Annotated in this window: 28 protein-coding genes and 1 riboswitch; of the genes, 21 read left to right on the forward strand and 7 right to left on the reverse strand. The window is 35.4% G+C overall.

Annotated elements, in window-relative coordinates; translation table 11 throughout:
* Window positions 1-47 precede the first annotated feature (47 nt).
* On the reverse strand, window positions 48-1298 hold the full coding sequence (locus DF947_RS02195) for a serine hydrolase (RefSeq protein ID WP_109928042.1): 1251 nt from the start codon (window positions 1296-1298) through the stop codon (window positions 48-50).
* 84 nt (window positions 1299-1382) lie between these two features.
* A riboswitch (cobalamin riboswitch) is annotated at window positions 1383-1571 on the forward strand.
* A gap of 97 nt (window positions 1572-1668) precedes the next feature.
* Here DF947_RS02195 and DF947_RS02200 point away from each other — a divergent pair.
* From DF947_RS02200 to DF947_RS02230, 7 genes are all read left to right on the forward strand, one after another.
* Window positions 1669-3531, forward strand: coding sequence for a TonB-dependent receptor plug domain-containing protein (locus DF947_RS02200; protein WP_109928043.1), 1863 nt, complete (start codon window positions 1669-1671; stop codon window positions 3529-3531).
* 74 nt (window positions 3532-3605) lie between these two features.
* On the forward strand, window positions 3606-4196 hold the full coding sequence (locus DF947_RS02205; protein WP_109928044.1) for a DUF6580 family putative transport protein: 591 nt from the start codon (window positions 3606-3608) through the stop codon (window positions 4194-4196).
* A 94-nt stretch (window positions 4197-4290) separates the two neighbouring features.
* On the forward strand, window positions 4291-5238 hold the full coding sequence (locus DF947_RS02210; RefSeq protein ID WP_109928045.1) for an ABC transporter substrate-binding protein: 948 nt from the start codon (window positions 4291-4293) through the stop codon (window positions 5236-5238).
* Window positions 5239-5252: 14 nt separating this feature from the next.
* Window positions 5253-5939, forward strand: a complete 687-nt coding sequence (locus tag DF947_RS02215) for an SIR2 family NAD-dependent protein deacylase (protein WP_109928046.1) — start codon at window positions 5253-5255, stop codon at window positions 5937-5939.
* Entirely contained in the window at window positions 5929-6651 is a 723-nt protein-coding gene (locus tag DF947_RS02220) for a Dph6-related ATP pyrophosphatase (protein ID WP_109928047.1), read from the forward strand. Before DF947_RS02215 ends, DF947_RS02220 begins: the two co-directional genes overlap by 11 nt.
* 137 nt (window positions 6652-6788) lie before the next feature.
* Window positions 6789-7286 carry a YMGG-like glycine zipper-containing protein gene (locus DF947_RS02225; protein WP_109928048.1) on the forward strand — a complete coding sequence of 166 codons (498 nt, stop codon included), beginning with the start codon at window positions 6789-6791 and terminating at the stop codon, window positions 7284-7286.
* A gap of 99 nt (window positions 7287-7385) precedes the next feature.
* Window positions 7386-7721: a Dabb family protein gene (locus tag DF947_RS02230; protein ID WP_109928049.1), complete on the forward strand. Its 336-nt coding sequence runs from the start codon at window positions 7386-7388 to the stop codon at window positions 7719-7721.
* Window positions 7722-8039: 318 nt separating this feature from the next.
* Here the strand turns inward: DF947_RS02230 and DF947_RS02235 are convergent, their stop codons facing one another.
* Window positions 8040-8291: a hypothetical protein gene (locus DF947_RS02235; protein ID WP_109928050.1), complete on the reverse strand. Its 252-nt coding sequence runs from the start codon at window positions 8289-8291 to the stop codon at window positions 8040-8042.
* A gap of 25 nt (window positions 8292-8316) precedes the next feature.
* A complete protein-coding gene (locus tag DF947_RS02240) occupies window positions 8317-9009 on the reverse strand; it encodes a DUF3291 domain-containing protein (RefSeq protein WP_109928051.1) in 693 nt (230 codons plus the stop codon).
* Between the two features lie 193 nt (window positions 9010-9202).
* Here DF947_RS02240 and DF947_RS02245 point away from each other — a divergent pair, with 193 nt between their 5' ends.
* From DF947_RS02245 to DF947_RS02280, 8 genes are all read left to right on the forward strand, one after another.
* Complete coding sequence (locus DF947_RS02245) at window positions 9203-9682, forward strand: GAF domain-containing protein (protein ID WP_109928492.1); 480 nt, start codon at window positions 9203-9205, stop codon at window positions 9680-9682.
* A gap of 13 nt (window positions 9683-9695) precedes the next feature.
* A complete protein-coding gene (locus DF947_RS02250; protein ID WP_109928052.1) occupies window positions 9696-10301 on the forward strand; it encodes a DNA-3-methyladenine glycosylase in 606 nt (201 codons plus the stop codon).
* A 55-nt stretch (window positions 10302-10356) separates the two neighbouring features.
* Window positions 10357-10845 (forward strand): pyridoxamine 5'-phosphate oxidase family protein, encoded by a 489-nt coding sequence (locus tag DF947_RS02255; RefSeq protein WP_109928053.1) that lies wholly within the window; start codon window positions 10357-10359, stop codon window positions 10843-10845.
* A 66-nt stretch (window positions 10846-10911) separates the two neighbouring features.
* Window positions 10912-12201: a kynureninase gene (gene kynU, locus DF947_RS02260; protein ID WP_109928054.1), complete on the forward strand. Its 1290-nt coding sequence runs from the start codon at window positions 10912-10914 to the stop codon at window positions 12199-12201.
* Between the two features lie 30 nt (window positions 12202-12231).
* Window positions 12232-13092 (forward strand): bestrophin family protein, encoded by an 861-nt coding sequence (locus DF947_RS02265; protein ID WP_109928055.1) that lies wholly within the window; start codon window positions 12232-12234, stop codon window positions 13090-13092.
* Window positions 13092-13994, forward strand: a complete 903-nt coding sequence (locus tag DF947_RS02270; RefSeq protein WP_109928056.1) for a histone deacetylase family protein — start codon at window positions 13092-13094, stop codon at window positions 13992-13994. Before DF947_RS02265 ends, DF947_RS02270 begins: the two co-directional genes overlap by 1 nt.
* A 62-nt stretch (window positions 13995-14056) precedes the next feature.
* Window positions 14057-14740, forward strand: a complete 684-nt coding sequence (locus DF947_RS02275; RefSeq protein ID WP_109928057.1) for a pseudouridine synthase — start codon at window positions 14057-14059, stop codon at window positions 14738-14740.
* A gap of 38 nt (window positions 14741-14778) precedes the next feature.
* Window positions 14779-15513: a hypothetical protein gene (locus DF947_RS02280; protein WP_109928058.1), complete on the forward strand. Its 735-nt coding sequence runs from the start codon at window positions 14779-14781 to the stop codon at window positions 15511-15513.
* A 226-nt stretch (window positions 15514-15739) separates the two neighbouring features.
* Here DF947_RS02280 and DF947_RS02285 read toward each other — a convergent pair whose 3' ends face one another.
* From DF947_RS02285 to DF947_RS02295, 3 genes are all read right to left on the reverse strand, one after another.
* Window positions 15740-17098 (reverse strand): MATE family efflux transporter, encoded by a 1359-nt coding sequence (locus DF947_RS02285; RefSeq protein WP_109928059.1) that lies wholly within the window; start codon window positions 17096-17098, stop codon window positions 15740-15742.
* Window positions 17099-17195: 97 nt separating this feature from the next.
* Complete coding sequence (locus tag DF947_RS02290) at window positions 17196-17825, reverse strand: AlbA family DNA-binding domain-containing protein (RefSeq protein ID WP_109928060.1); 630 nt, start codon at window positions 17823-17825, stop codon at window positions 17196-17198.
* Window positions 17826-17834: 9 nt separating this feature from the next.
* Window positions 17835-18320, reverse strand: a complete 486-nt coding sequence (locus DF947_RS02295) for a DUF4442 domain-containing protein (RefSeq protein ID WP_109928061.1) — start codon at window positions 18318-18320, stop codon at window positions 17835-17837.
* An 80-nt stretch (window positions 18321-18400) separates the two neighbouring features.
* Between DF947_RS02295 and DF947_RS02300 the strand changes: the two genes are divergently transcribed.
* From DF947_RS02300 to DF947_RS02320, 5 genes are all read left to right on the forward strand, one after another.
* Window positions 18401-18709 (forward strand): phosphoribosylpyrophosphate synthetase, encoded by a 309-nt coding sequence (locus DF947_RS02300; protein ID WP_109928062.1) that lies wholly within the window; start codon window positions 18401-18403, stop codon window positions 18707-18709.
* 179 nt (window positions 18710-18888) lie between these two features.
* Window positions 18889-19023: a hypothetical protein gene (locus DF947_RS22575; RefSeq protein ID WP_262510066.1), complete on the forward strand. Its 135-nt coding sequence runs from the start codon at window positions 18889-18891 to the stop codon at window positions 19021-19023.
* 140 nt (window positions 19024-19163) lie between these two features.
* Window positions 19164-20354, forward strand: a complete 1191-nt coding sequence (locus tag DF947_RS02310; protein WP_240615306.1) for an MFS transporter — start codon at window positions 19164-19166, stop codon at window positions 20352-20354.
* Between the two features lie 192 nt (window positions 20355-20546).
* A complete protein-coding gene (gene hemF, locus DF947_RS02315; protein WP_109928494.1) occupies window positions 20547-21440 on the forward strand; it encodes an oxygen-dependent coproporphyrinogen oxidase in 894 nt (297 codons plus the stop codon).
* Window positions 21441-21791, forward strand: coding sequence for a hypothetical protein (locus DF947_RS02320; protein ID WP_109928064.1), 351 nt, complete (start codon window positions 21441-21443; stop codon window positions 21789-21791).
* On the opposite strand, the gene DF947_RS02325 is transcribed toward DF947_RS02320, so the two are convergent.
* Window positions 21783-22481 (reverse strand): endonuclease V, encoded by a 699-nt coding sequence (locus DF947_RS02325; RefSeq protein WP_109928065.1) that lies wholly within the window; start codon window positions 22479-22481, stop codon window positions 21783-21785. The genes DF947_RS02320 and DF947_RS02325 overlap by 9 nt on opposite strands.
* Window positions 22482-22696: 215 nt before the next feature.
* Here DF947_RS02325 and DF947_RS02330 point away from each other — a divergent pair, with 215 nt between their 5' ends.
* On the forward strand, window positions 22697-22954 hold the full coding sequence (locus DF947_RS02330; RefSeq protein ID WP_109928066.1) for a hypothetical protein: 258 nt from the start codon (window positions 22697-22699) through the stop codon (window positions 22952-22954).
* Window positions 22955-23047 lie beyond the last annotated feature (93 nt).

A 23047-nucleotide genomic window follows, 5' to 3' on the forward strand; every position in this document is an offset into this window, starting at 1 on the left:
GGTTCATTGCTTGATTGTTACCAGCTAGTTTGCAAGGCATTTTGATGTTACCACCCGTAATCCATTTTATATTTGCTTAAATTAGGCTTGTGCGCTTTATTTCTTTTTAGCTCAACATCATAGATGGTCCGACCCAAATTTTTCATAAAAGGGAAACAAACCGTATCGTACTCATATTTATTATCATTAAAAATTCCATCCTCATTACTTTGAATAACTGCCGTTAAAAAATATTCAATCCCGTTTTTAAAATCAACAAAGTAAGAATTGTCTATAATGTAACCGTAGCTGTCTCCATATTTATTAAAAATTCTAATGTTCGGGTCTAATGCCGCATCCTTTTCTCTACCATAATATAACATCTTGGCATATGTTGCCCAAAACTCCTTAGGATCATATTTTGGGTACGCACTTTCAGTTGGAAATTTGCTCATATAAGTATAAATCAACTTGTAATCGCTAGGCGTTAAATTAAATCTATCTTTTGCTGGAAATGCTTCCGGAAAGATTAATTTTTGCATTAATTTTTGTTGATCATTTATGGCGAAAGCATTCTTATTGGCTAAGCTAAAGGGTTTTGCAACCAATTTATCTGCACTATCCAAATATCCCTTGCCCATAACCAAATTGGTTAAATCTAAATCATATTCGTTTGCATCATATTGGGCTTCTTGGTTATAAACCAATTGATCTCCATTATAAAATTTTATTGGATTTGTATGTTTTGCCGATTCTCCAGCGTCGCCAATTGCCAAACGATTTAAGATTCTACTATTATTTAAACCATTTTTTTTAAGCTTAGCATTTATTTCTGCACGGCCTATAAATTCAAATAATCTATTAAATGCATCATTATCGCTGGTTAATAGAATCTTTTTAATGTAGTGCGCTATTGAAGGTAATTTGCTTTTCGCACTTGTGTCCGCTAAAACTTTAGTCTGACCTTTGTAAGTACTATCAGTAATCATTGTGCTTTTAGCGGTTAAGCCTGTAGATTTTAATCGATTTACTTTCTCTAAAGCAAAGATTACTGCAGCAAGTTTAACCGTACTGGCCGGATAGAAATAATGTTTGGGGTTCAGGTTGTAGCTAAAGGTTTTAAAATGAAGCACATTTTTAGAATCGCGATCTACTTGGGTGTATAAAATTTGGATTTGATTTTTATCAGGATGGTTTAATACCGATTGAAAAAGTTCCGGTTTAGATTCCATTAATTTTTGCAAGAAAACCGTATCTGTTTTTTGTGCCATGGCCGATAAACTAACGAAAGAAAATAGAAAGAAAACTAGTTTGTTCATGATTTAGGATTGATTTTTAAAGTTAAAGTTTTGATAGAATAAAGTTATAATTCAACATCCATTTTACAGTTTCCTTTATTTTACTACTTTTGCAGCGCTTTTGGTTCCCGACTTTACAATCGGGATTAAAAGGGAATGCAGTGTAATTCTGCAACTGTCCCGCAGCTGTAAGCTCTTTAACGGTTTTTCAATCTAAATGCCACTGTTTAACCAACGGGAAGGTAGAAAAAATCGGGAGCAAGTCAGAAGACCTGCCTTAGCGTATAATTTCATAGCTTTCGGGGATTGAAGCTAGGATTGAGGTACATAACGTTTACGTATTTTCATTTCCTTTTCTAATCTGTTGGCTGTGGGTAAAACTCACAATCAAATGAACAAAAAAAGAATTTTAATTGTAGCTGGCCTAGGGTTTGCGCAGTTAACCATTAGTCAATTGGCTAGTGCTCAAGACACTTTAAAACTTAAAGATGTTGTAATTTCTGCAACAAAAAACGATCAGAAACAATCTCAAACAGGTAAGGTTGTATCCATTATCAGTAGAGAAACCTTAGATCGCAGTCATGGTAAATCTCTTCCAGAATTAATTAGCGAGCAGGCAGGAATCATCGTTGCAGGCGCAAGCAGCAATCCAGGTCAAAACAAATCTGTATTTTTTAGAGGTGCAGGAAGTGCCTACGCAGTAGTTTTAATTGATGGAATTGTTCAGAATGATCCATCAGGAAACGGCGGTTCTTTCGATTTGCGTTTGTTTTCAATCGATCAGATTGATCACATAGAGATCTTAAGAGGCGGACAGTCCACTATTTACGGTTCGGATGCCATTGGTGGGGTAATCAACATTGTTACTAAAAAAGGTGGACCAAAGGGAAATACCGTTTATGGTGTTGCAAGCGCTGGTAGCTACGAAACGTATAAAGGTACAATTGGTTTAAATGGCGCAGTTGAAGGTTTTTCATACAATATAAACTATACGCACAACAAAACCGACGGAATTTCGGAAGCTGCAAACCCAGTTGGAAATACCACAGTTTTTGATAAAGATGGGTTTAAAAGTGATGGAGTAAATGCCAATTTTGGAATCCAGTTGGATAAGCACTTCTCAATCAATCCATTTGTGCGTTATTTTCATGGCAACTATAATTTTGATGGTGGTTCTTTTGCTGATGCAAACAACTTTTCTATTTTAAAAAATGTTGCTGCCGGAACAAATGCTAAATACGAATTTAACACAGGTAAAGTTACGTTAAACTACAGCTATGAAAGTACTTTGAATGATTCTCATACCTCGTTTCCTAGTATTGGTCAAGGTAAAATCTCTTTAATCGATTTATTTTATAACCAAAAGCTGGGAAGCAAATTAGATTTATTAGTGGGAATTGATAATCGTGTAATGAAACTTACATCTGGAACAAACAAACCAGAAACCAATATTTTTGCTGCTTACGGATCGTTATTTCTACATGATTTAAGTGTGTTCAATTTAGAAGTTGGTGGTCGTTACAATAAACACGAGCAATATGGAGAAAACTATACTTACACCATCACTCCAAGTATCAACATCATTAAAGAAGTTAAGCTTTTTGGAACGGTATCAACTGCATTCAAAATTCCAACCTTAAGCATGCTTTTTGGCCAGTTCGGTGCAAACTTGAATCTTAAGCCAGAAAAATCTCAAAATTACGAGGCTGGCGTAAACTTTAATTTTGCCGACGAGAAATTTACTTTAAGAGTAGCTGGTTTTAAACGAGATTTAACAGATGCCATTATTTATGCTTATCCTGCAGGTTACATTAACCAGATTAACCAAAAAACCAAAGGTTTCGAGGTAGAGCCAGCAGTTAAAATTGGCATTTTTAATATTAATGGGTACTATTCTTATGTAGAAGGAAACGAATTTAACTTTGTAGATAACGCAATTGCAGATTATCTATTTCGTAGACCAAAGCATACTTTCGGTTTAACAGCAGGTGTTCAAGCTACTGAAAATTTATTTGTAAGTGCTAATTACAGATATTTTGGAAACCGCACCGATGGTAACTTTAGCACCTATCAAGTAGAAACTTTGCCTGCTTATAAATTGTTAAATGCTTATGCCGAATACACTTTGGCTAAAAAGAGCGTTAAGATTTTCTTCGATGCTAAAAACGTTTTAAATGAAAAGTATAACGAAATTATTGGTTACAACAGTTTAGGTTTTAACTTTAATGCTGGTGTTAGTTTTAATATCCACTAGAAAACAATAACTTTGTATTCGATTTTAATATAAATTCAAGTCTAGATACTTGATCATAAATACTTAAAACTAACATGTCACACTTAAAATTTAATCCACGTACAGCGATATTATTATTGATGATATTGGTTTTAACGGCTTTCCGTTTACTGGTTACCTTTAATTCTGATGCTTTACAATTCGCTAATTTTTCTTCAATAGGTGCTGTAGCATTATTTGGTGGCGCATATTTTAAAGATAATTTTAAAGCATTTGCTTTTCCACTATTAAGTCTTTTCTTAAGCGATTTTATCTTAGCTACAACAATTTTTAGCAAGTACAGCAATGGCTTTTTATACGAAGGCTGGTACTGGGTTTATGGTGCATTTGCGTTAATGGTTTTAGTAGGCAGAATTTTGCTTAAAAATATTAATGCAGTTACACTATTATCATCAACATTGGTAATTGTTTTTATCCATTGGATTGTAACTGATTTTCCGGTATGGTTTAAAAACCCAGCTTACACTCAGGATTTTGCTGGTTTTTGGTTATGCTTAGAAAAAGCGATTCCATTTGAGATTAGATTTTTAGAAGGAACAGTAATTTATGGAGCCATTCTTTTTGGAGCTTTCGAAATCTTAAAGGCCAAGTATCCGGTATTAAAACTTCAGACACAAAAACTGTAATTTACAGTTTAATAAATTTATAAATCCTCTTTTGCTTATCCAAAAGGGGATTTTTTTTAACTTTATAATTAAATCAGTTTAATCTCGTTCCTACATGAAAGTTGTATCCTTTTTACCTGCCGCTACTAAGATGATTTACGATATGGGTTTACAGGACCACTTATATGGTGTTACTTTCGAGTGCCCAAAAGAAGCTCATGCGCTTCCTAAAATTGTGAGATGTATTTTGGAAGGAAAAAATTACACAAGTATAGAAATCGATAGGATATTTTCAGCATCAAAGGCACAGGGTAAAAGCCTGTATTGGGTTGATGATGAATTGTTGGAGAGCATTTCTCCCGATATCGTATTTACGCAGGATATATGCGAGGTCTGTAACATCGATACCGTATGTACGGAAACTGCAGTTATGAAACTTAGCAAACAACCTAAGCTTGTCCCATTATCGCCAAATAATTTGCAAGATGTATTTGAGTGTGCAATAACCATTGCAAAGGCTTTGGGAAAAGAAGAGGTGGCTTTAAATTATTTGGCTGGCTTACAAAAGAAAACCGACGATATTCTAGATAAATTAAGAGCAAACAGAGCACCCTTAAAGCGTGTAATGTTAATGGAGTGGATTGATCCGATTTATAATTGTGGACATTGGATTCCCTTCCAAATTGCGGTCGCAGGTGGTGTAGATATGCTTTCTAACCCAGCTGGCGATTCTATTGTTAATCAATGGGAAAAGATTTTAAAATACAATCCTCAGGTTTTAGTTGTTGCCCCATGCGGTTTCGATGTCTCTAGAAGTATGGAGGAGATGGAAATTCTCATTCAAAAACCAGGATGGAATGATTTGGAAGCAGTTAAAAATAATCAAGTATACGTTGCCGATTTTGATATGTTTACCCAACCCAGTGTTGGTACTTTGGTAGAAGGTATAGAGGCTTTGTCTTGCATGTTTCATCCAGACATTTTTAAAGCAGATGAGCGGATTGGAAGGAAGTTTTTGAATTATTCAGAATATAAAAGCCAGAAAGTTTTGGCGAATAAATAAGCACCCGATTAAAAATGAAACTAGTTGTTTTAACAGGAGCAGGGATTAGTGCTGAAAGTGGATTAAAAACTTTTCGTGATTCTGATGGGCTTTGGGAAGGTTATAATGTATATGATGTTGCAACACCCGAGGCTTGGGAGCGGAATCCAGAACTGGTGCAGGAATTTTACAACGAGCGAAGAAGGCAGGTAATCCAAGCCAAGCCAAATCGGGCACACGAAATTTTGGCAGAACTGGAAAATGACTATGATGTTGAAATTATTACCCAAAATATAGATAATTTGCACGAAAGGGCAGGCTCTACCCGAGTTACCCATTTGCATGGTATCATTACAAAATCTCAGTCCGATCGAAAATCGAGCCTTACCTATCCAATTGATGGTTCAGAATTAAAAATGGGCGAACTCTGTGAATTCGGTTCTCAACTTAGACCGCACATTGTATGGTTCGGAGAATCCGTTCCAATGATAGAAGTAGCTGCCAAAATTTGCCAGCAAGCCGATTTATTTGTTCTTATCGGTACATCACTGGCCGTTTACCCTGCCGCTGGTTTAATTGATTTTATTCCTTCCTCAGTACCCAAGTATATTATCGATCCGGTTATACCTGATGTTAGGCGATATAAAAATGTTTTCAAAATTGAGAAGAAGGCCGTAGAAGGTGCAGATTTATTAAAAGAGCTTCTTTTAAATGAACACTAAAAAACAATGTATTTTTAATTGGAGTGGAGGAAAAGACAGCACCCTAGCGCTTCATTATGCACTTCAGGATCCTGAACTTGAGATCAGGTATTTGATCACAACCATAACGGAAAAGTATAATCGTGTTTCGATGCACGGCGTTCGCGAATCTCTGTTGATAAAACAAGCAGAAAGCATTGGAATTCCTTTAATTCAGATCAGATTACCCGACATGCCTGATATGGAAACCTATGATAGGATAATGCATCAACGTTTATCTATTTTAAAAGAAGAGGGAATTACACATTCCATTTTTGGCGATATCTTTTTAGAAGACCTGAGAAAGTATCGAGAAGATAAACTTTCAGAAATAGGTATGAAAGCTATTTTTCCCTTATGGGGCAGAAACACCAAGTTACTGATTGATGAATTCTTAAAACTGCACTATATAACCATCATAGTTTGCGCACAACAAAACCTAAAAAATGTTTGTGGAAAGATAATTACCAAAGAATTAATACAATCTTTGCCCCTTAATATTGATCCATGCGGAGAAAATGGAGAGTTCCATACTTTTGCTTTCGAAGGGCCGATTTTTAAAAATAAAATTGCTTTTCAACTCGGGGAGATGGTATTCAGAACTTATAACACTCCTAATCAGAACATCGATTCGGATCTTAATAATGAGGAAGTTAGCAGTAAAATAGGTTTTTGGTACTCCGATTTGATCTGAAAAATTAAATATTTTAAAACTTTTTGGCATCATTTTTTCTTTAGTATGTGTATTAACTAAAAAACACATCCATGAAACCTGTTTGGCTAGGTTAGGAGATCAAAGCTAAGCAAGAATCATAAATAAAAATTAGAGTTATGAAAAAGATATTAGTAGTAATCGCATTAAGTTCTGTTATGTTTGCTTGTAACAATAAGGCAAAAGAAGAAGCCGCATTAAAACAACAAGAGGCAGAAAAACAATTAGCTGTTAAAGCAGTAAAAGATAGCTTACGTTTAGATAGCTTCAAAAAAGTGGAGGTTCTTAAACAACAACAAGCTGAGCAGGCTAAACAGGAAGCCGCTTTGGCAGCCGCTAGAAGATCTGGTGCAAGATCAGCATCTTATGTCAGTTCAGGCTCTGGAAGCTCATCAGGTACCTACGGTGGTACACAAGCTACGGCTAAGAAAAAAGGCTGGAGTGACGCCGCTAAAGGTTCAGTAATCGGTGGTGTAGCCGGAGCAGTTGGTGGTGCATTAATAGATAAGAAAAAAGGTAGAGGCGCCGTAATTGGTGGTTTAGTTGGAGCTGGAGGCGGTTATTTAATCGGTAGAGGTGAAGACAGAAAATCTGGTCGTGTGCAACCTAAAAATTAATAGGATTTTATCCTTTATTAAAGCGGTTATGATTTCATAACCGCTTTTTTTGTGCCCAATAAAAATGGTTTTATATATTTAAAATAATTTAAATTAATTATGAAAACAGAAACAACCAAAAAAGGACGGATTCAGCATTTTGTAATGTTCTGGCTAAAACCTCAACTTTCCAAAACAGAAGTATCTGATTTCGCCAATTTCTTCGAAGCCCTTAAGAAGATAAAGTACATAAAAACATTAAGTTATGGCTTGGCGGCCAACACGCCTGTTCGGCCAGTAACCGATAATTCGTTTACTTATTCGCTAACCTTAACATTCGATTCGATTGAAGAACACAATACATATCAAGAGGATAAAATCCACCTTGATGCTGTAGAAAAGTTTTCCAACAACTGGTATAGGGTAGTTGTACATGATACTCTAATTTCTCAATAAACCGAATATAGCCAAAACCTTCAAATCATAAAAGTCAACTTCAATCTATATAATTAGATGGATTAAGGTTGACTTTTCAATTTCTTCAAAACTTTGGTTTTTAGCCAAATCCTTATAATATTTGGCACTTTTAGCATTCAGAATTTAATTTTGTTAATTTATATATTTAATTATTTATCAGATTGTTATATAAATTCACATAAAGCAAATTTATACTTGATTAAGTTATTTTAAATAGAAACCAGAGTAAAAAGCCAAATATAATTCTGAATAATAAATATAAGCTCTGTATATCAATTAGTTATAAATATTATTTGATTAAAATTGATGTCTTTTATACGCTTGGGTAAAGTCGGTTCTCATTAACTTAAATCTTTCGATAACCGTAGCTATAAACGCTTCATCTAATATTTCAAATACATCATTTACCCCTCCTCCGCTCAAATCCAATTCTGCCAGTTTATAGCTCTGTTCAAAAGTTCCCTGTTCAAATTTTACAATATACTTTTGGTTCATGGAGAAAATTGTAATCTTACATTCTGGATGCGGAAGCTCTGCTATTACTCTCATTTATATTTTTTTTTAAATTGTCTTGTTAATTAGGGTCTACGGATTTGCCGTTTAAGGTTCCCCAGGAATCTATGATTTCAAAACGTGCAAATAGTTCTTCGGTATACCATTTTCGCTCACGGGTTAACTTAATCACATCTGAGTGATCAACAGATTTATAAGCGTAGTTTTTCATGCTATCCAGATCCTTCCAAATTGAAAATGTTGCTTGATCAAAATATGGGTTTTCGCCCATTCCAGCTGAAAGAATAAAACCTGGAGCCTCTCTCATCGAATCTGCTGCTCTTTTAATATTTTTCCGAAACTCTTTTACTTTGTTAAATTTAATGGCTGCCCTAGTAATTACAGCAACCTTCCCAGCTAATTTATTATTAGTAGTCTCTATCTTAAAGGGTTGTCTACCTGACCATAATCCATGAGAAGCTAAAGGATTAAGTAATATTGTAAATTCCTCGATTCCAAAAAACCTAAACCATCTCATCACAAAAGATTGATCATTAAATATTTCATAATCAGATCTGGTTTCCCAAGTGGTTAGGACTGCCCAGTGTTTAAAGTCAGGCGGTAGATCTACCTGAGCATCCTTTCCGCTTCCCATTAATTTCCAGAATAAGCATTTTTTGTTTAACCATAGGGGCAAACGCAAAATGGCCATCCCTAAAAATGCAAATGGGATTGTTATTAGGCGGTACTTCGTTATAGTTAAAGCTACAATCATGCTCAATAGGATTAATTTGGTCAAAACTAATGAATTTGATAAGATTTGAACAATGGAAAGTTGGAATGTTAAAAAAATGAATTTAGGTTTTATTTGTAATGTTAAAGCAAATTTTCAACTGAATGATTGCCATGAAACATCAAATCGACCAAGGATGATTAACTTTACTGCATTCATTAATAATTGCAAACCAATGGCAGAAGATTTAGTAATCAACAAAACGGCTACCAAGCCTCAGCAATACGAATCATTAATTCCTCAAATAGAAGGTTTATTATTAGGAGAAACCGACTTTATAGCCAATCTAGCTAACGTTTGTGCCGCCCTTAAAGAGCAGTTCAATTGGTTTTGGGTTGGATTCTATTTGGTTAGAGACGGAGAATTGGTTCTTGCGCCGTTTCAAGGACCAGTGGCCTGTACTAGGATAAAAAAGGGTAAAGGCGTTTGTGGTTCTTCGTGGGCGGAAGCTAAAACATTAATTGTACCAGATGTTGATGCCTTTCCAGGGCATATTGCCTGTGCTACAGCTTCCAAATCCGAAATTGTTCTTCCTTTAATAAAGAATGGTGAGGTGATTGGTGTTTTAGATGTGGATAGTGAGTTTTTAAATCATTTTGATATAACAGATCAATTTTATTTAGAGCAGGTTATAAAACTCGTATTAAATAATTAGTTTAAATAAGACCTTGAAATTAAATCCAGAATATTACTTAAATCAGGATGCTGTTTTTTTAGCAAAAGATCTACTTGGAAAGGTTTTGTACACCAAAATCAATGATCAGATTACAGCAGGCATTATTGTAGAAACTGAAGCTTATTTTGGTGTAAAGGATAAAGCTTCTCATGCTTACGGTGGCCGAAGGACAAATCGCACTGAAACTATGTATGGCAAAGGGGGGATTGCTTATGTTTACCTTTGTTATGGGATGCATAATCTTTTCAATGTAGTTAGTTCTGTTAAGGATGAACCTCATGCGATACTTATCCGAGCAATTGAACCGCTTGTAGGCAAAGATATTATGGAAGAGCGCAGGAATATGCCTTTTACCAAAGGCGCAATTTCATCTGGGCCGGGTTCTGCTGCCAAAGCTTTAGGGATAGATCGGTCATTTAATGCAAAGGATTTAAACGGCACTGAAATTTGGATTGAAGATCAATCTATAAATTATACTGAAAATGAAATTTCCATTTCGCCCAGAGTAGGTATTGCCTATGCGCAAGAACACGCTTTATTGCCCTGGCGATTCTTTGTTAAAGGAAATAAATATGTGAGTAAGCCCAATAAGGTTTGAGTTTAATTCAAACATTTTTCGCTTCAACCTGTTTTTCATTCAAATACCTTATAAAATGAAAAACGAGAAAAATATATCAATTTTAAAAGAGATGGCAGAAAGTGTTAGAACTTGTATGTTTACTACATTTTCGGATAGTGATGAGTTTGGAAGCAGGCCAATGGGAACTGCTAAAATAGAAGATGATGGAAGTCTTTGGTTTTACACCAACGAATATTCTCCAAAATCAAAAGAAATTTCGAAAGAAAACAATGTCCTTCTTGCTTACAGTGATCCTTCAAAAAACACTTATTTAACAGTTAAGGGCAAGGCTGAACTTGTAGATGATAAGGTAAGAAAAGAAGCTTATTTTTCTCCTTTCATTAAAGCCTGGTTCCCTGATGGGATTGAAGACCCTAGGCTAATCTTGGTAAAAGTTACACCTGAGGAAGCCGAATATTGGGATGCATCATCATCAAAAATTGTGGTTTTATTTAGTACGCTAAAAGCACTTGTAACTGGAGATACGCCAGATTTAGGAAAGCATGATACAATGAAATTTTAAATAAATATTATTTGTTTTGGAAGCAGGATTGGCAACAATACCTGCTTTTTTTGTAATATTGAGACAATGAATTTCGAAAATAATTTAGCCTTTGCAAAGGCGCAGGATAATAGCGATTCCTTAAGGAAATTTAGGGCACAGTTTTTATTTCCAAAATCAAAAGGAAAAGACTTTATCTATCTGTGCGGTAATTCTTTAGGCCTTCAACCTAAAGTAGCACAGGATGTTTTAAAGTTGCAATTAGACAATTGGGCAAACTACGCTGTAGAAGGATGGTTCGAAGGAGAAGAGCCTTGGATGTTTTACCATAAGGAACTCAAAAAATTGATGGCGCCTCTTGTTGGTGCATCAGAAGCAGAGGTTTGTCCGATGAATACACTAACCGTCAATCTGCATTTGTTAATGGTAAGCTTTTATCAGCCAAAAGAAAAACGATTTAAGATTATAATGGAAGGCGGTGCATTTCCATCCGATCAATATGCAATAGAAAGTCAGGTAAGGTTTCATGGTTACGACCCAAAAGAAGCGATTATAGAGGTTTTTCCTAGAGCAGGCGAAAGTATTCTTCGAACAGAAGATATATTAGCTCAAATCAAAGAAAATGGAGAAGAAATTGCTTTAGTGCTTTTTGGTGGAATTAATTATTATACGGGCCAATGGTACGATATGAAATCGATTACCAGAGCTGGTCATGAAATAGGAGCCGTTGTTGGTTTTGATTTGGCTCATGCAGCCGGAAATGTACCGGTTAAACTTCACGATTGGGGTGTCGATTTTGCCTGCTGGTGTTCGTACAAATATCAAAATTCTGGTCCGGGTGGAATTAGCGGGATTTTCGTTCATGAGAAACATTTTAATACAGATCTAAATCGTTTTGCAGGCTGGTGGGGATATCAGGAAAACAAACGATTTAAAATGGAAAAGGGTTTTATACCAGAAGCAGGAGCGGATGGCTGGCAAGTGAGCTGTACGCAGGTTATGCCTATGGCACTGTATCACGCATCTTTGCAAATATTCCAGTCAGCAGGCTCTATTGTACCATTGAGAAATAAAAGTATTACTTTGACTGCATATCTAGAATTTATTATAAATCAAGTAAATATAGAATTAGGAATCGAACAATACAAGATTATAACCCCACAGAATTCGGCCGATCGAGGTGCTCAGCTCTCCATCATTGCCAAAGAAAAAGGAAAAGAAATTTTTGATGGCTTGGTAGCAAATCATATACTTGGCGATTGGAGAGAGCCAGATGTTATCCGTTTAAGCCCAATTCCGCTTTACAACTCTTTCGAAGATATTTACCTAACCGGAAAAGCATTGTTAGAGGTAAGCAAACAGGTTCTTGAGCTTTAAGCTTATTACGTAATTTAATTATACCTTATTATGATCAATTACAATCCTAAAGATTGGTTTACATTTATATTTCATATCCATAAGGCAGATACCTTTAGGAAATTATGGCCGTTAATGCTCAGTGTAGCTATTTTTTCGGGCATAGTTGCTTTTCTAGAGCTCAATGTTTTTCAACTTTCCAAAAGCAGTTACGTCAGTAATATTGGGATGATGCATAGCCTGCTTGGCTTTGTAATCTCAATGCTATTGGTTTTCAGAACCAACACATCCTACGATAGATGGTGGGACGGACGAAAGCTGCTTGGATCGTTAACCAATGTAAGCCGTAATTTTGCAATGAAAATAAAGGCCTTAAAGCTTCCAGAAGAAGATGTTAGGTTTTTCGAATATGGAATTCCAAAGTATGCCTTTGCATTAAAAGAACATCTTAGAGAGAAAAAATACTTTGGTAAAAATAGTTTTTTAATCGAAGTTGAAGACGGAAAACATATTCCGAATCAAATTGCAAGCAGTATGATTAGCCGATTGTACGAACTGTTGGAAAGGGGCTTAGTATCTCAAGAACAATTGATTGTATTAACAAATGATGTAAATCAGTTTACCGATATCTGCGGCGGTTGCGAACGGATTAAAAATACGCCGATTCCATTTTCGTATAGCGCCTTTATTAAGAAATTTATATTTGTTTATGTGCTAACTATACCTATTGGATGGGTGTTTAGTCTGGGATATTTTTTAGTACTTATCGTTCCCTTTATTCTCTATGTATTAGCAAGTTTGGAGTTGATAGCTGAAGAAATAGAAGATCCATTTGGAAACGATGCAAACGACTTACCCGTTGATACAATTTGTAACAATATTGAAAAGCACGTGGAGGAGATTTTGAATTAATGATTAAGATTGCCTGGCATCCTATTTATGCTCATCCGTTGCCAGAAGGCCACAGATTCCCAATGCTCAAATATGAACTCATTCCGGAGCAATTACTTCACGAAGGAACGATTGAGCAAGAGAATTTATTTAGTCCTTTGCCAGTGAGTGAGGAAAACATTTTGCTTACACACGACAAAGGTTATTGGGAACAGTTGAAAAATTTGACTTTGCCACTTAAGGAGCAAAGAAGAATAGGTTTCCCTTTAAATGCGCAGCTTATTGAACGTGAATTAAGAATTACCCAGGGCACAATTGACGGAACAAGATTTGCTCAACAGAATGGAATCGCCTTTAATGCTGCAGGAGGAACGCATCATGCCGGAAGCAATTGGGGAGAAGGTTTTTGCTTATTAAATGATCAAGCCATTTCTGCTAATTATTTGTTAAATAATAGATTAGCGTATCGAATCTTAATTATCGATTTAGATGTACATCAAGGGAATGGAACGGCAGAAATCTTTAAAAACGAAGACCGTGTATTTACTTTCTCCATGCATGGCGATAAAAACTTTCCGTTTAGAAAAGAAATTTCAAACTTAGATGTGCCGTTGGATGATAATCTACAAGATGAAGAATATCTGAATCTTCTTGAAATCAATCTTAAAAAAGCTTTCGAGAAATCGCAACCAGATTTTATTTTTTACTTATCTGGAGTTGACGTGCTGGCTACAGACAAACTGGGAAAGCTTGGTTTAACTAAACAAGGCTGCAAGGAAAGAGATAGAATGGTACTTCAAACCTGTAAAACCAAAAATATTCCAGTACAGGTAAGTATGGGCGGTGGATATTCAACTGAAATAAAAGATATTGTTGATGCACACTGCAATACCTATAGACTTGCATTCGATTTATTTAATTAGCAATCGTCTAGATATTTAAAACAGCAGTGTAAAGATTTGCAATATTGCTATCTTCGCCGATTATGTTGGAGATAATTTATCAGGATGAATATTTGGTCGCTATTAATAAACCACATGGTTTGTTGGTTCACCAAACATCTATTGCGAGAGATGCAACAGAGTTTGCTTTACAAATGCTCAGAGATCAAATCGGGAAGCATGTCAGTCCTGTTCATCGGTTGGATAGGAAGACGAGCGGAATATTACTCTTTGCTTTTGATAAGACCTCAGAAACACTTATGCAACAGCAATTTATGAATGCTGAAACCGAAAAAAAATATCTCGCGATTTTAAGGGGTTTTGCTCCAGATTTTATGGAAATAGATTATCCGCTTGCAAAAGAAAATGGAACAATGCAGGAGGCCTTTACCTCTTTTAAAACACTTCAAAAAGCAGAAGTAGATGTTGCATTTGGAAAACATCAAACATCCAGATATTCTTTAATAGAAGCTACGCCCAAAACTGGTAGAATGCATCAATTAAGAAAACACTTTAGTCATATTCTTCATCCAATTATTGGAGATCGTACTCATGGATGCAACAAACAGAATAAATTCTTTTTAGAACAGTGGAACATGACAACAATGCTTCTTCACGCATCCGAATTAAGTTTTACACACCCAATTACTTCCGAGAAAATACATTTGAAAGCAAACCTTCACGATGAATTTAAGCGAATAATGAAAATTATGAATATGGAACTTTAGCACAATTTTTGTCTCTAAAATGTGTTTATATACAATCTATGAATAAATCCCTACGGTTAGCTTTCCCAGTTTTAGCGCTTTTTATAAGCAGTTGTTCTTCAGTTTATATGCCAAATGTACCCAATACACCAATGTTGAGCAAGCAGGGCGAATTTAGTGGCGGTGGCCACATTTCCTTAAAAGGTAATGCCAGCCTCAATGGCGCTTATGCTGTTTCAGATCATATTGGTGTGCTATTTAGTGGTTCTACGATGAATAGCGAAAGAAAGGCTAAAGACTTTAATCATAAACTTATTGAAATTGGTGGTGGCTATTTCGATACTTTTGGCCCCGATAACAATAGAATCATCGAAATTTATGCTGGCGTGGGTAAAGGCTGGAGCGATATTACTTTTAGAGATTTCAAAAATGATGTGTTGATAAGTAGTCAATTGCAAGAGGTCGATTATAGAAAATCTTTTCTACAGGTTAATTACAGCTCTAAAAAGAAAAATAATTTAAAGCTTTTCGGTACCAACTTCCCTATAAACTACGGGACAGCTTTAAGGATAAGCCACGTAAAAATGGATCGATTTTTTTTAAATGGTGTTGTTCAGCCTAAAGAAGATAATATTTTCTTTGAGCCCATATTTTTTACGCGAATGCAGTTGAGCAAAATTATCCAGCTGCAGTATACCACAAGCAGTAACATCGGATTGAAGAATCGCGATTATATGTCTGCAGGAAATTCTATTTTCACCATTGGGCTTATTTTTAATGTTGGGGGCAAATAATAACGGTGTTCGTTTATAACCCCTGCTGTTCTTCATAGTAAAACAGTTTATCTTTTAAAGGATTGGGAAAGTAATTCCAGCAATTATTTTAATGTCCGTCCTTCTATCACTGCAAGTCCTCGCCCAAAAAGGCTGTGGGCTTTCCGTTCTATAAGGTTTCTATATTTCTGTCTGCTTAAGAAATCATGGCTACACTGATAATTAATGATCCATCTGTTCCCAAAATTTAATGATTATTCAAGGCCCTCGTTTTATTTTGAAACCTTAAAAACAATAGGATAGAGGCCGTTAGCAATCCAAAGGTTAAACCATACCAAATTCCGTTTACGCCAAGCCCAAACTTAAATCCGAGTAAATAACCTATCGGGATTCCAACCACCCAATAAGCCAGAAATGTAATAAATGTCGGAACATTTACATCGCCGAGGCCACGCAATACACCCAATCCGACAACCTGCGTACCATCAAAAAGCTGAAAAAAGCCTGCTATAATTAACAATTGAGCCGCGATAGGAACAACAGCTAAATCTTCGGTGTATATAAATGGCATTATATTGTGTGCTAAAACAAAAATAATCGCCGTAATGCTCATAAAAACGATTATAACATGGTAGCTCGCAATAGCCGATCTACGTAAATCAACGAAATTCTTTTTACCAAAGTTGTTGCCGGTTTTAATCGTTGCAGCCGATGCTACACCGCTCGCAATCATATATGTCATGGCTGCCAAACTTATTGCAATTTGATGCGCAGCTTGTTCTACAGCGCCAATAGTCCCAATCAAAACGGCTGCACCACTAAAGGCACTTATTTCAAAAGAATACTGCATGGCTACAGGCATCCCAATCTTGATAATTTTTATGGCGCTAACTTTATCAATAAGAGTTGCTTTAAAACTGATTAGATATTTTTTGAAGTTTTGCGAACGTAAAACATAAATGCTCATGGCAAATGCCATTAAAATCCGATCAATTAAAGTGCTTAGCCCAACGCCGCTGACACCCATAGATTTTATACCGAACATTCCTTTAACAAAAATTATCCCTAAAATAATATTAATTAGGTTACCCCAAAGCGAAACAAACATGGCTTGCTTGGTAAAGCCCAATCCTTCGGCAAATTGTTTAAAGGTTTGAAAAATTAATAAGGGAATAATAGAAATCGAAAGTAAGCCCAAATATGGTTTTGCATATTTTACTACTGCAGGTGTTTGATCTAAATGATCTATAACCAATAAAACGCCAAAATGAACCAATGCATAAAGAAAAATACCAACTAGAATATTTATGATTAAGCTGTTGGATAACAATTTGCCGCATTCTTCAAAGTTTTGCTTGCCGTTTTCTTGGGCGATTAGTGGTGTTAAACCGTAAGAAATACCTAAACCGATTACCAAAATCAAAATAAATATGCTGTTTACCAAAGAAACGGCAGCAAGTTGGGTCGTATCGGTAAAGTGTCCAACAATTACACTATCAGCCATCTGAACCAATGTATGACCAATTTGAGAGCCAACAATGGGCAAAGCCAAATGAAGATTTTCTTTATAATAAGGTTTATATCGGGCGTAAATTGTAGTTTGCATAAGTTTGCAAAGGTCGCGTTTTTACCTTCAAAAAAGATAATTAACCAAAAGTTAATTCATTTAAGCCTATCCATTGGCCATTATTCCGAATTTCACTTTATCTAACGGCTGTAAAATATTCTTCCTTTTCAGAAGTATGCGTTTTGATTACATTTGTTAAAATTAAGCTAACCAACACCTTTTGAGCTTTTCTGTACGAGCTCCTGAGCAACTTGCTAAACTCTTTTAAAGTAATTCTCTCGTTTCTCTCCAAATACTCCAAAAGCTTTTTTTCATTTTCAGAGTAGGAGATCAGCACCCCATTGTTTTTATAATCTTGCTTTAAAACCTCAACAATAATTCGACTTGCAAGAACACTTTTATCATCAATGCGAATGTATGCCCACCACTTTTTATTTTCATCCAAGGCATAATGAGGTTTGGTATCGCTTTCTGGAATATTTACAACAAGTACTAATTTATCATCCACATAAATTTCCTCGAAGGTTGGTTCTATTGCGGGTTTGCAAAACTGATGCGCCGAGGTAAGAATCATATATTTTTCTTCCTCTTCTGATTTAACACCTTTTATAGTGCCATCATCGGCAACCCCAATTAACAATTTGCCTCCTTTATTATTGGCAAATGCAACCAAGCTTTTTGCAATTTTCTCTGTGTTGGTTATGGTTTTTTTAAAATCCAACCGAACACCTTCACCCTGCAAAATTAAACTCTTTATACTCGCCATATCTTTAAATTAATAAGCTACTCGAGGCGTTTCGCCTTGATGCAGGTTTCTTACATAAACTTCGTTCATTACTGTGGCGCAAAGCTCACCTTGTTTATTGGTTATTTCCATTGGATAGGCCTTAACAAACTTTCCGCCGTTCTTTAAGGCATTTTCTGCGTCCGCTAACATTTCATCGGTAATGGTAATGGTAAAATATAGCGTAGATCGGCCAGGTTTTAGATATTGTATCGATGCACTTTTTAACCAAACCCTAACTTTAAAGCCCTGTCGCTGTAACAACTGATCAAACAATAATGCATAAAATGGATCCGTAGCAGCATAAATAGTTCCGCCAAAAATAGAGCCATTGTAGTTCTTATTTAAAAAGCTTTTACTCAATTTTACGGTGCAACTCCTGAAACCATTTTCAAATTTCTGAACCCAAATGCGCTGAAAAAACAAAGGAGGATAGAAGCGCATTACCCATTTAAGGGTGTTTTGAGATATGATCATAATTACTAATATCAGAAACATTTGCCATGTTTTAAAGTTTTATGGATGATGTTTAAGTAATATTTTAGTAAATTAGGATCATGCATGTTTACGATACCGTTACAGCCGCTTTGGCTGATTTAGATAGCCGAGGCTATAATTTGGATTTTAATTTAACGCCTGAGGCTTTAGAATGTAAGGAGATTGATTTGCTCCTGATGCCAGAAGAATTTGAAATAGATGAAGTATATAGATTTGAAGGGTTGACCGACCCTGCGGATAGTTCCGTAGTTTATGCCATTTCATCAGCAGTTGGCAATTTGAAGGGTGTTTTGGTTGATGGTTATGGCGTTTATGCGGAAAATGTTTCCCCAGAACTTCTAAACAAATTAAAAATTCACCATGAATAGTATTCTTGCTTAACGAATGGTATAATTTATTTATCATCAAAAAAAAATTAAAACCAAATGATAACAAGGTTGTTAAGTTTATAAATAACAATAAAAAAACTATGAAAAAAATAATCTTAAGTCTTGCTTTCGCTGGCTCTCTGATGATAGCCACCTCAGCATGCAATTCGTCTAAAAACATGGCCGGTTCAACGGATAGTACTAAAACGGATTCTACAACAACAGCTCCTGCGGATACAACAAAAACAAGTACTCCGCCTGATACCACTACAAAAATGCCACCTGATACAACAAAGAAAATGCCTCCAATGTAGGCCAATAAAAAGCTCCTGACTAAATCAGGAGCTTTTTATTTAACAACTATTTTTTTTATTTGTGGTTATTTGTACTTTCAGCAATTAAACCAGATAGAAAAAAATGAATCCCCAATCAACAAACAATCGTAATTATTTTCTTGGTAATTGTAGCTGCCTTGGGCTACTTTGTAGATATTTACGATCTTGTTTTATTCTCTGTAGTTCGTGTTAAAAGCCTTACCGAAATTGGCGTTTCTGCCACCGACTTAAAAGCAGACGGAATCTTTATTATTAATGTACAGATGTTTGGCTTATTGCTTGGTGGATTGCTTTGGGGAATTCTGGGCGATAAATTGGGAAGAATCAAAGTTTTGTTCGGATCTATATTATTATATTCTTTGGCCAATATTGCCAATGGATTTGCCACAACTGTAAATAGTTATGCCTTAATTCGGTTTATTGCAGGAGTAGGGCTAGCAGGAGAACTTGGAGCAGGAATAACTTTAGTTACCGAAACCATGGATAAAGAAAAGCGTGGTTACGGAACGATGATTGTTGCCGGAATAGGATTATTGGGTGCCGCTGCTGCAGCTACCATTTCCGAAAACTTTACCTGGCAAACCTCTTACTTTGTTGGTGGCGGAATGGGCTTATTATTGCTTCTGTTAAGAGTTGGAACATTCGAATCAGGTTTGTTCAAACATGCTGCAAATCAAAAACAAGTAGTTAAAGGAAACTTTTTTATGCTTTTTAGCAATAAAGAAAGATTACTTAAATATCTGTACTGCATTTTAATTGGAATTCCCTTGTGGTTTGTTGTAGGCATCTTGGTAACCTTATGTCGTGAATTTGGTCAAGAACTACATGCTACCGAAACACTTGATGCTGGGAAAGGAATCATGTTTACTTACTTTGGTATTGCCATTGGTGATGTAGTAACTGGTTTTCTGGCTCAAATTCTAAAATCAAGAAGAAAAACGGTCTTCATTTTTCATTGTCTTTCCGTGGTAAGCGTTATTGTTTATTTAACAAGTTATGGCTTATCGGGGGCTAGCTTCATATGGATTTGTTTGTTTATGGGCTTTTCCGTTGGTTATTGGGCAACTTTTGTGACGATTGCCGCAGAGCAGTTTGGGACAAATATTCGTGCAACCGTAACAACTACCGTTCCCAACTTTGTTCGCGGTGCACTTATTCCCATTAATTTGCTTTTCGGTTATTTAGCCACTAAATACAGTAATGTTACTGCTGGGTTTATTGTAATGGGCGTGTTAACGCTTATTGCAATTTTTGCCCTGAGCCAACTTAAAGAAAGCTTTAATAAAGATTTAGATTACTTGGAAGAATAATACTCCAATGCATTTTATTATACAACTTTCTAAAACACAATCAAAGCTGTTGAAAGTTGAAGATCTAAATTTTATTAATTAATTTTCTCAGTCATATCCTTGCCAACTGTCAATAAAATGTACTATATAAATTTAAATCAGCTTTACTGTACGAATAGCTTTAAATTTGTATAGTTTAAATAATCAATGGCCATGTTCAAAGAAGAAGTAGCGGAGAAGTATCAGCAAATCCAGGATGAGATTTGTAAGGGATTAGAGATTGCTGATGGAAAGGGAAAATTTGAAGAGGAAATTTGGGATAGAGAAGGTGGGGGCGGAGGCCGTACCCGGATTATGCAAAACGGAAATATTATTGAAAAGGGGGGCGTAAATTTCTCTGCTGTTTATGGAAAACTTCCTGAGGCCATTAAAAAAGCTTTTAATGTTACTGAAGAAGATTTTTTTGCTACCGGCGTTTCAATTGTTATCCATCCAAATCATCCTTTGGTTCCAATTATCCACATGAATATTCGTTATTTCGAACTTAATGAAGACACTCGATGGTTCGGTGGTGGAATTGATTTAACGCCACATTATGTTTTCGAAAACGATGCCCGATTTTTTCATCATAAGTTAAAATTGGCCTGTAACGAACATAACGAAAGTTTTTATCCAAAATTCAAAGCGCATGCTGATGATTACTTTTTCATCAAACATCGTAATGAAACTCGCGGAATTGGTGGAATATTTTACGATCGGTTGAAACCTGAAAATACTGATTTATCCTGGCAACAGATTTTAGACTTTTCTCTAACTATTGGACAAAGCTTCCTTCCAATTTATACAGAATTAATCGATAGAAACAGAGATAAAGAATTTACAGAACTACAGAAGCAATGGCAATATCAACGCCGTAGCCGTTATGTAGAGTTTAATTTGGTTTACGATTCTGGCACAAAATTCGGATTGGAAACCAATGGAAGAATAGAATCTATACTGATGAGCTTGCCACCTCAGGCAAACTGGGGTTATAACGTTCAGCCCGAAATAGATTCTGAAGAATACAAAACCATACAATTACTTAAAAAAGGAATAAACTGGATTTAAATGGCCGAATTGAAAGAAAAAGAATTATTGCTGTTAAATGCATTGATTGATGGCAATATAGAGAAGTTTGGCTTTTTAAAATCGCATCTAGATTTTATTACTGTAGAATCTAGAAAGACTACTGGAATAGGTTTATATGTTACTTTTGGTTATCTGAAAGAATTTGATGAAGAAGAATTTGTGAATGCGCTGATCAGTGCTGAACAGAAACTTATCACTCCAAGCTTAAAGAATGAATTAACGTATTGTTTAGACATTACCAACGGAAAAATAGATTTTCTTGAAATCGCTACGAACGGAAATGAAATTTGGGATGGAAATTTAGAAAACTGTACCTTAGTTTCAGAATAAGGTTAAGGGTTGATTAACCTCATGATAGCCTATTTTTAGCTTTCCAAGTCTAAATGCATTCACAGTTTCATGAGCAATTCTGGTAGGCTCAGGAATTCTGTAATTTCCGATACAATTTTTCATGATTTCTAAACTTTGAGCTTGAGTAGTCAAGTGCCCGGCAGAAACATAAACAGGTTTACATTTTTCCTTTGTCCTTAAGGCAAAACCTAAAAGATCACTACTGCTCGTAATCTCAGCGGTAGCGTATTTATAATTGGCAGGGAGATGATTATCTCCATAAAGAATTTTCTTTGCACAGCCAATTGTTGGTTGATTGGAAAGAATGCAAAAATGAGAGGCGACACCCATTCTTCGGGGGTGAAGAATTCCATTTACATCCAGAACTACAACATCAGGCTTATCTGGAATCAAATCCCAAACTTTTAGTAAGGCAGAAACTTCTTTGAAACCTAAAAATCCAGGTTCATAAGGAAAGTTTGTTTCGTAAGTAGCCAGTGCATAAGATTTCAATACCATCTCAGGATAACTCAAAATTACAATTCCAGCATACATTGTTGAACTATTTTTATTGAATGAAATATCAGCACCGCCAATAGTTGTAATTTTTTCTACAGGCTGAAATTTGAGTTGTTTTGAAAGTTCAACTTGTAGCGCAGTAGCCTGCTGAATACTATAGTGATCGTACATCTAAAATTCAACAAGAAAAATACTGATATGTTTTAATAGATAATTTTTTGACAAAATAATACTTAATAAAGCTGTTTTTATTAACATTTATATAAAAAAGTACGCAGTAATAGAGTAAAAAAATCTATGTAGCGCCAAGTTGTTGACTTAAGTCAAAAAGTTACCAAAATGAAAGAATTTTTGTAGTATTAATAAGATTTATTTTATGTTTGTGTATGGAAAAGTTAGAAAAAATCCAAATGCTTAGCTCGTTTTTAGCCAAGGTTAAACATCTTCGAGGATATGGTGATATGAATTCCTATAACTTAGTCAAAGAATTTAAAACCTTAGGTAATTTATCAGAAAATCCATTGCCATCAGATCAAGTAGACGAAATTATTAATGATTTATCATCACCAAGAACTTGGAACAACGGAAAGAATAATTTCATCCAAAACATTGAAACATTTATTGATGATATTAAAGGAAAATAATTTAAGATAATAAATCTTGTAGAGCGTAAACAATGTTTACGTTTTTTTTGTAGATGAAAATTTTTATATATTAATTCAAGGTGGTGATATATT

This window comes from Pedobacter paludis (assembly GCF_003173575.1).
GTDB classification, from domain to species: Bacteria; Bacteroidota; Bacteroidia; order Sphingobacteriales; family Sphingobacteriaceae; genus Pedobacter; species Pedobacter paludis.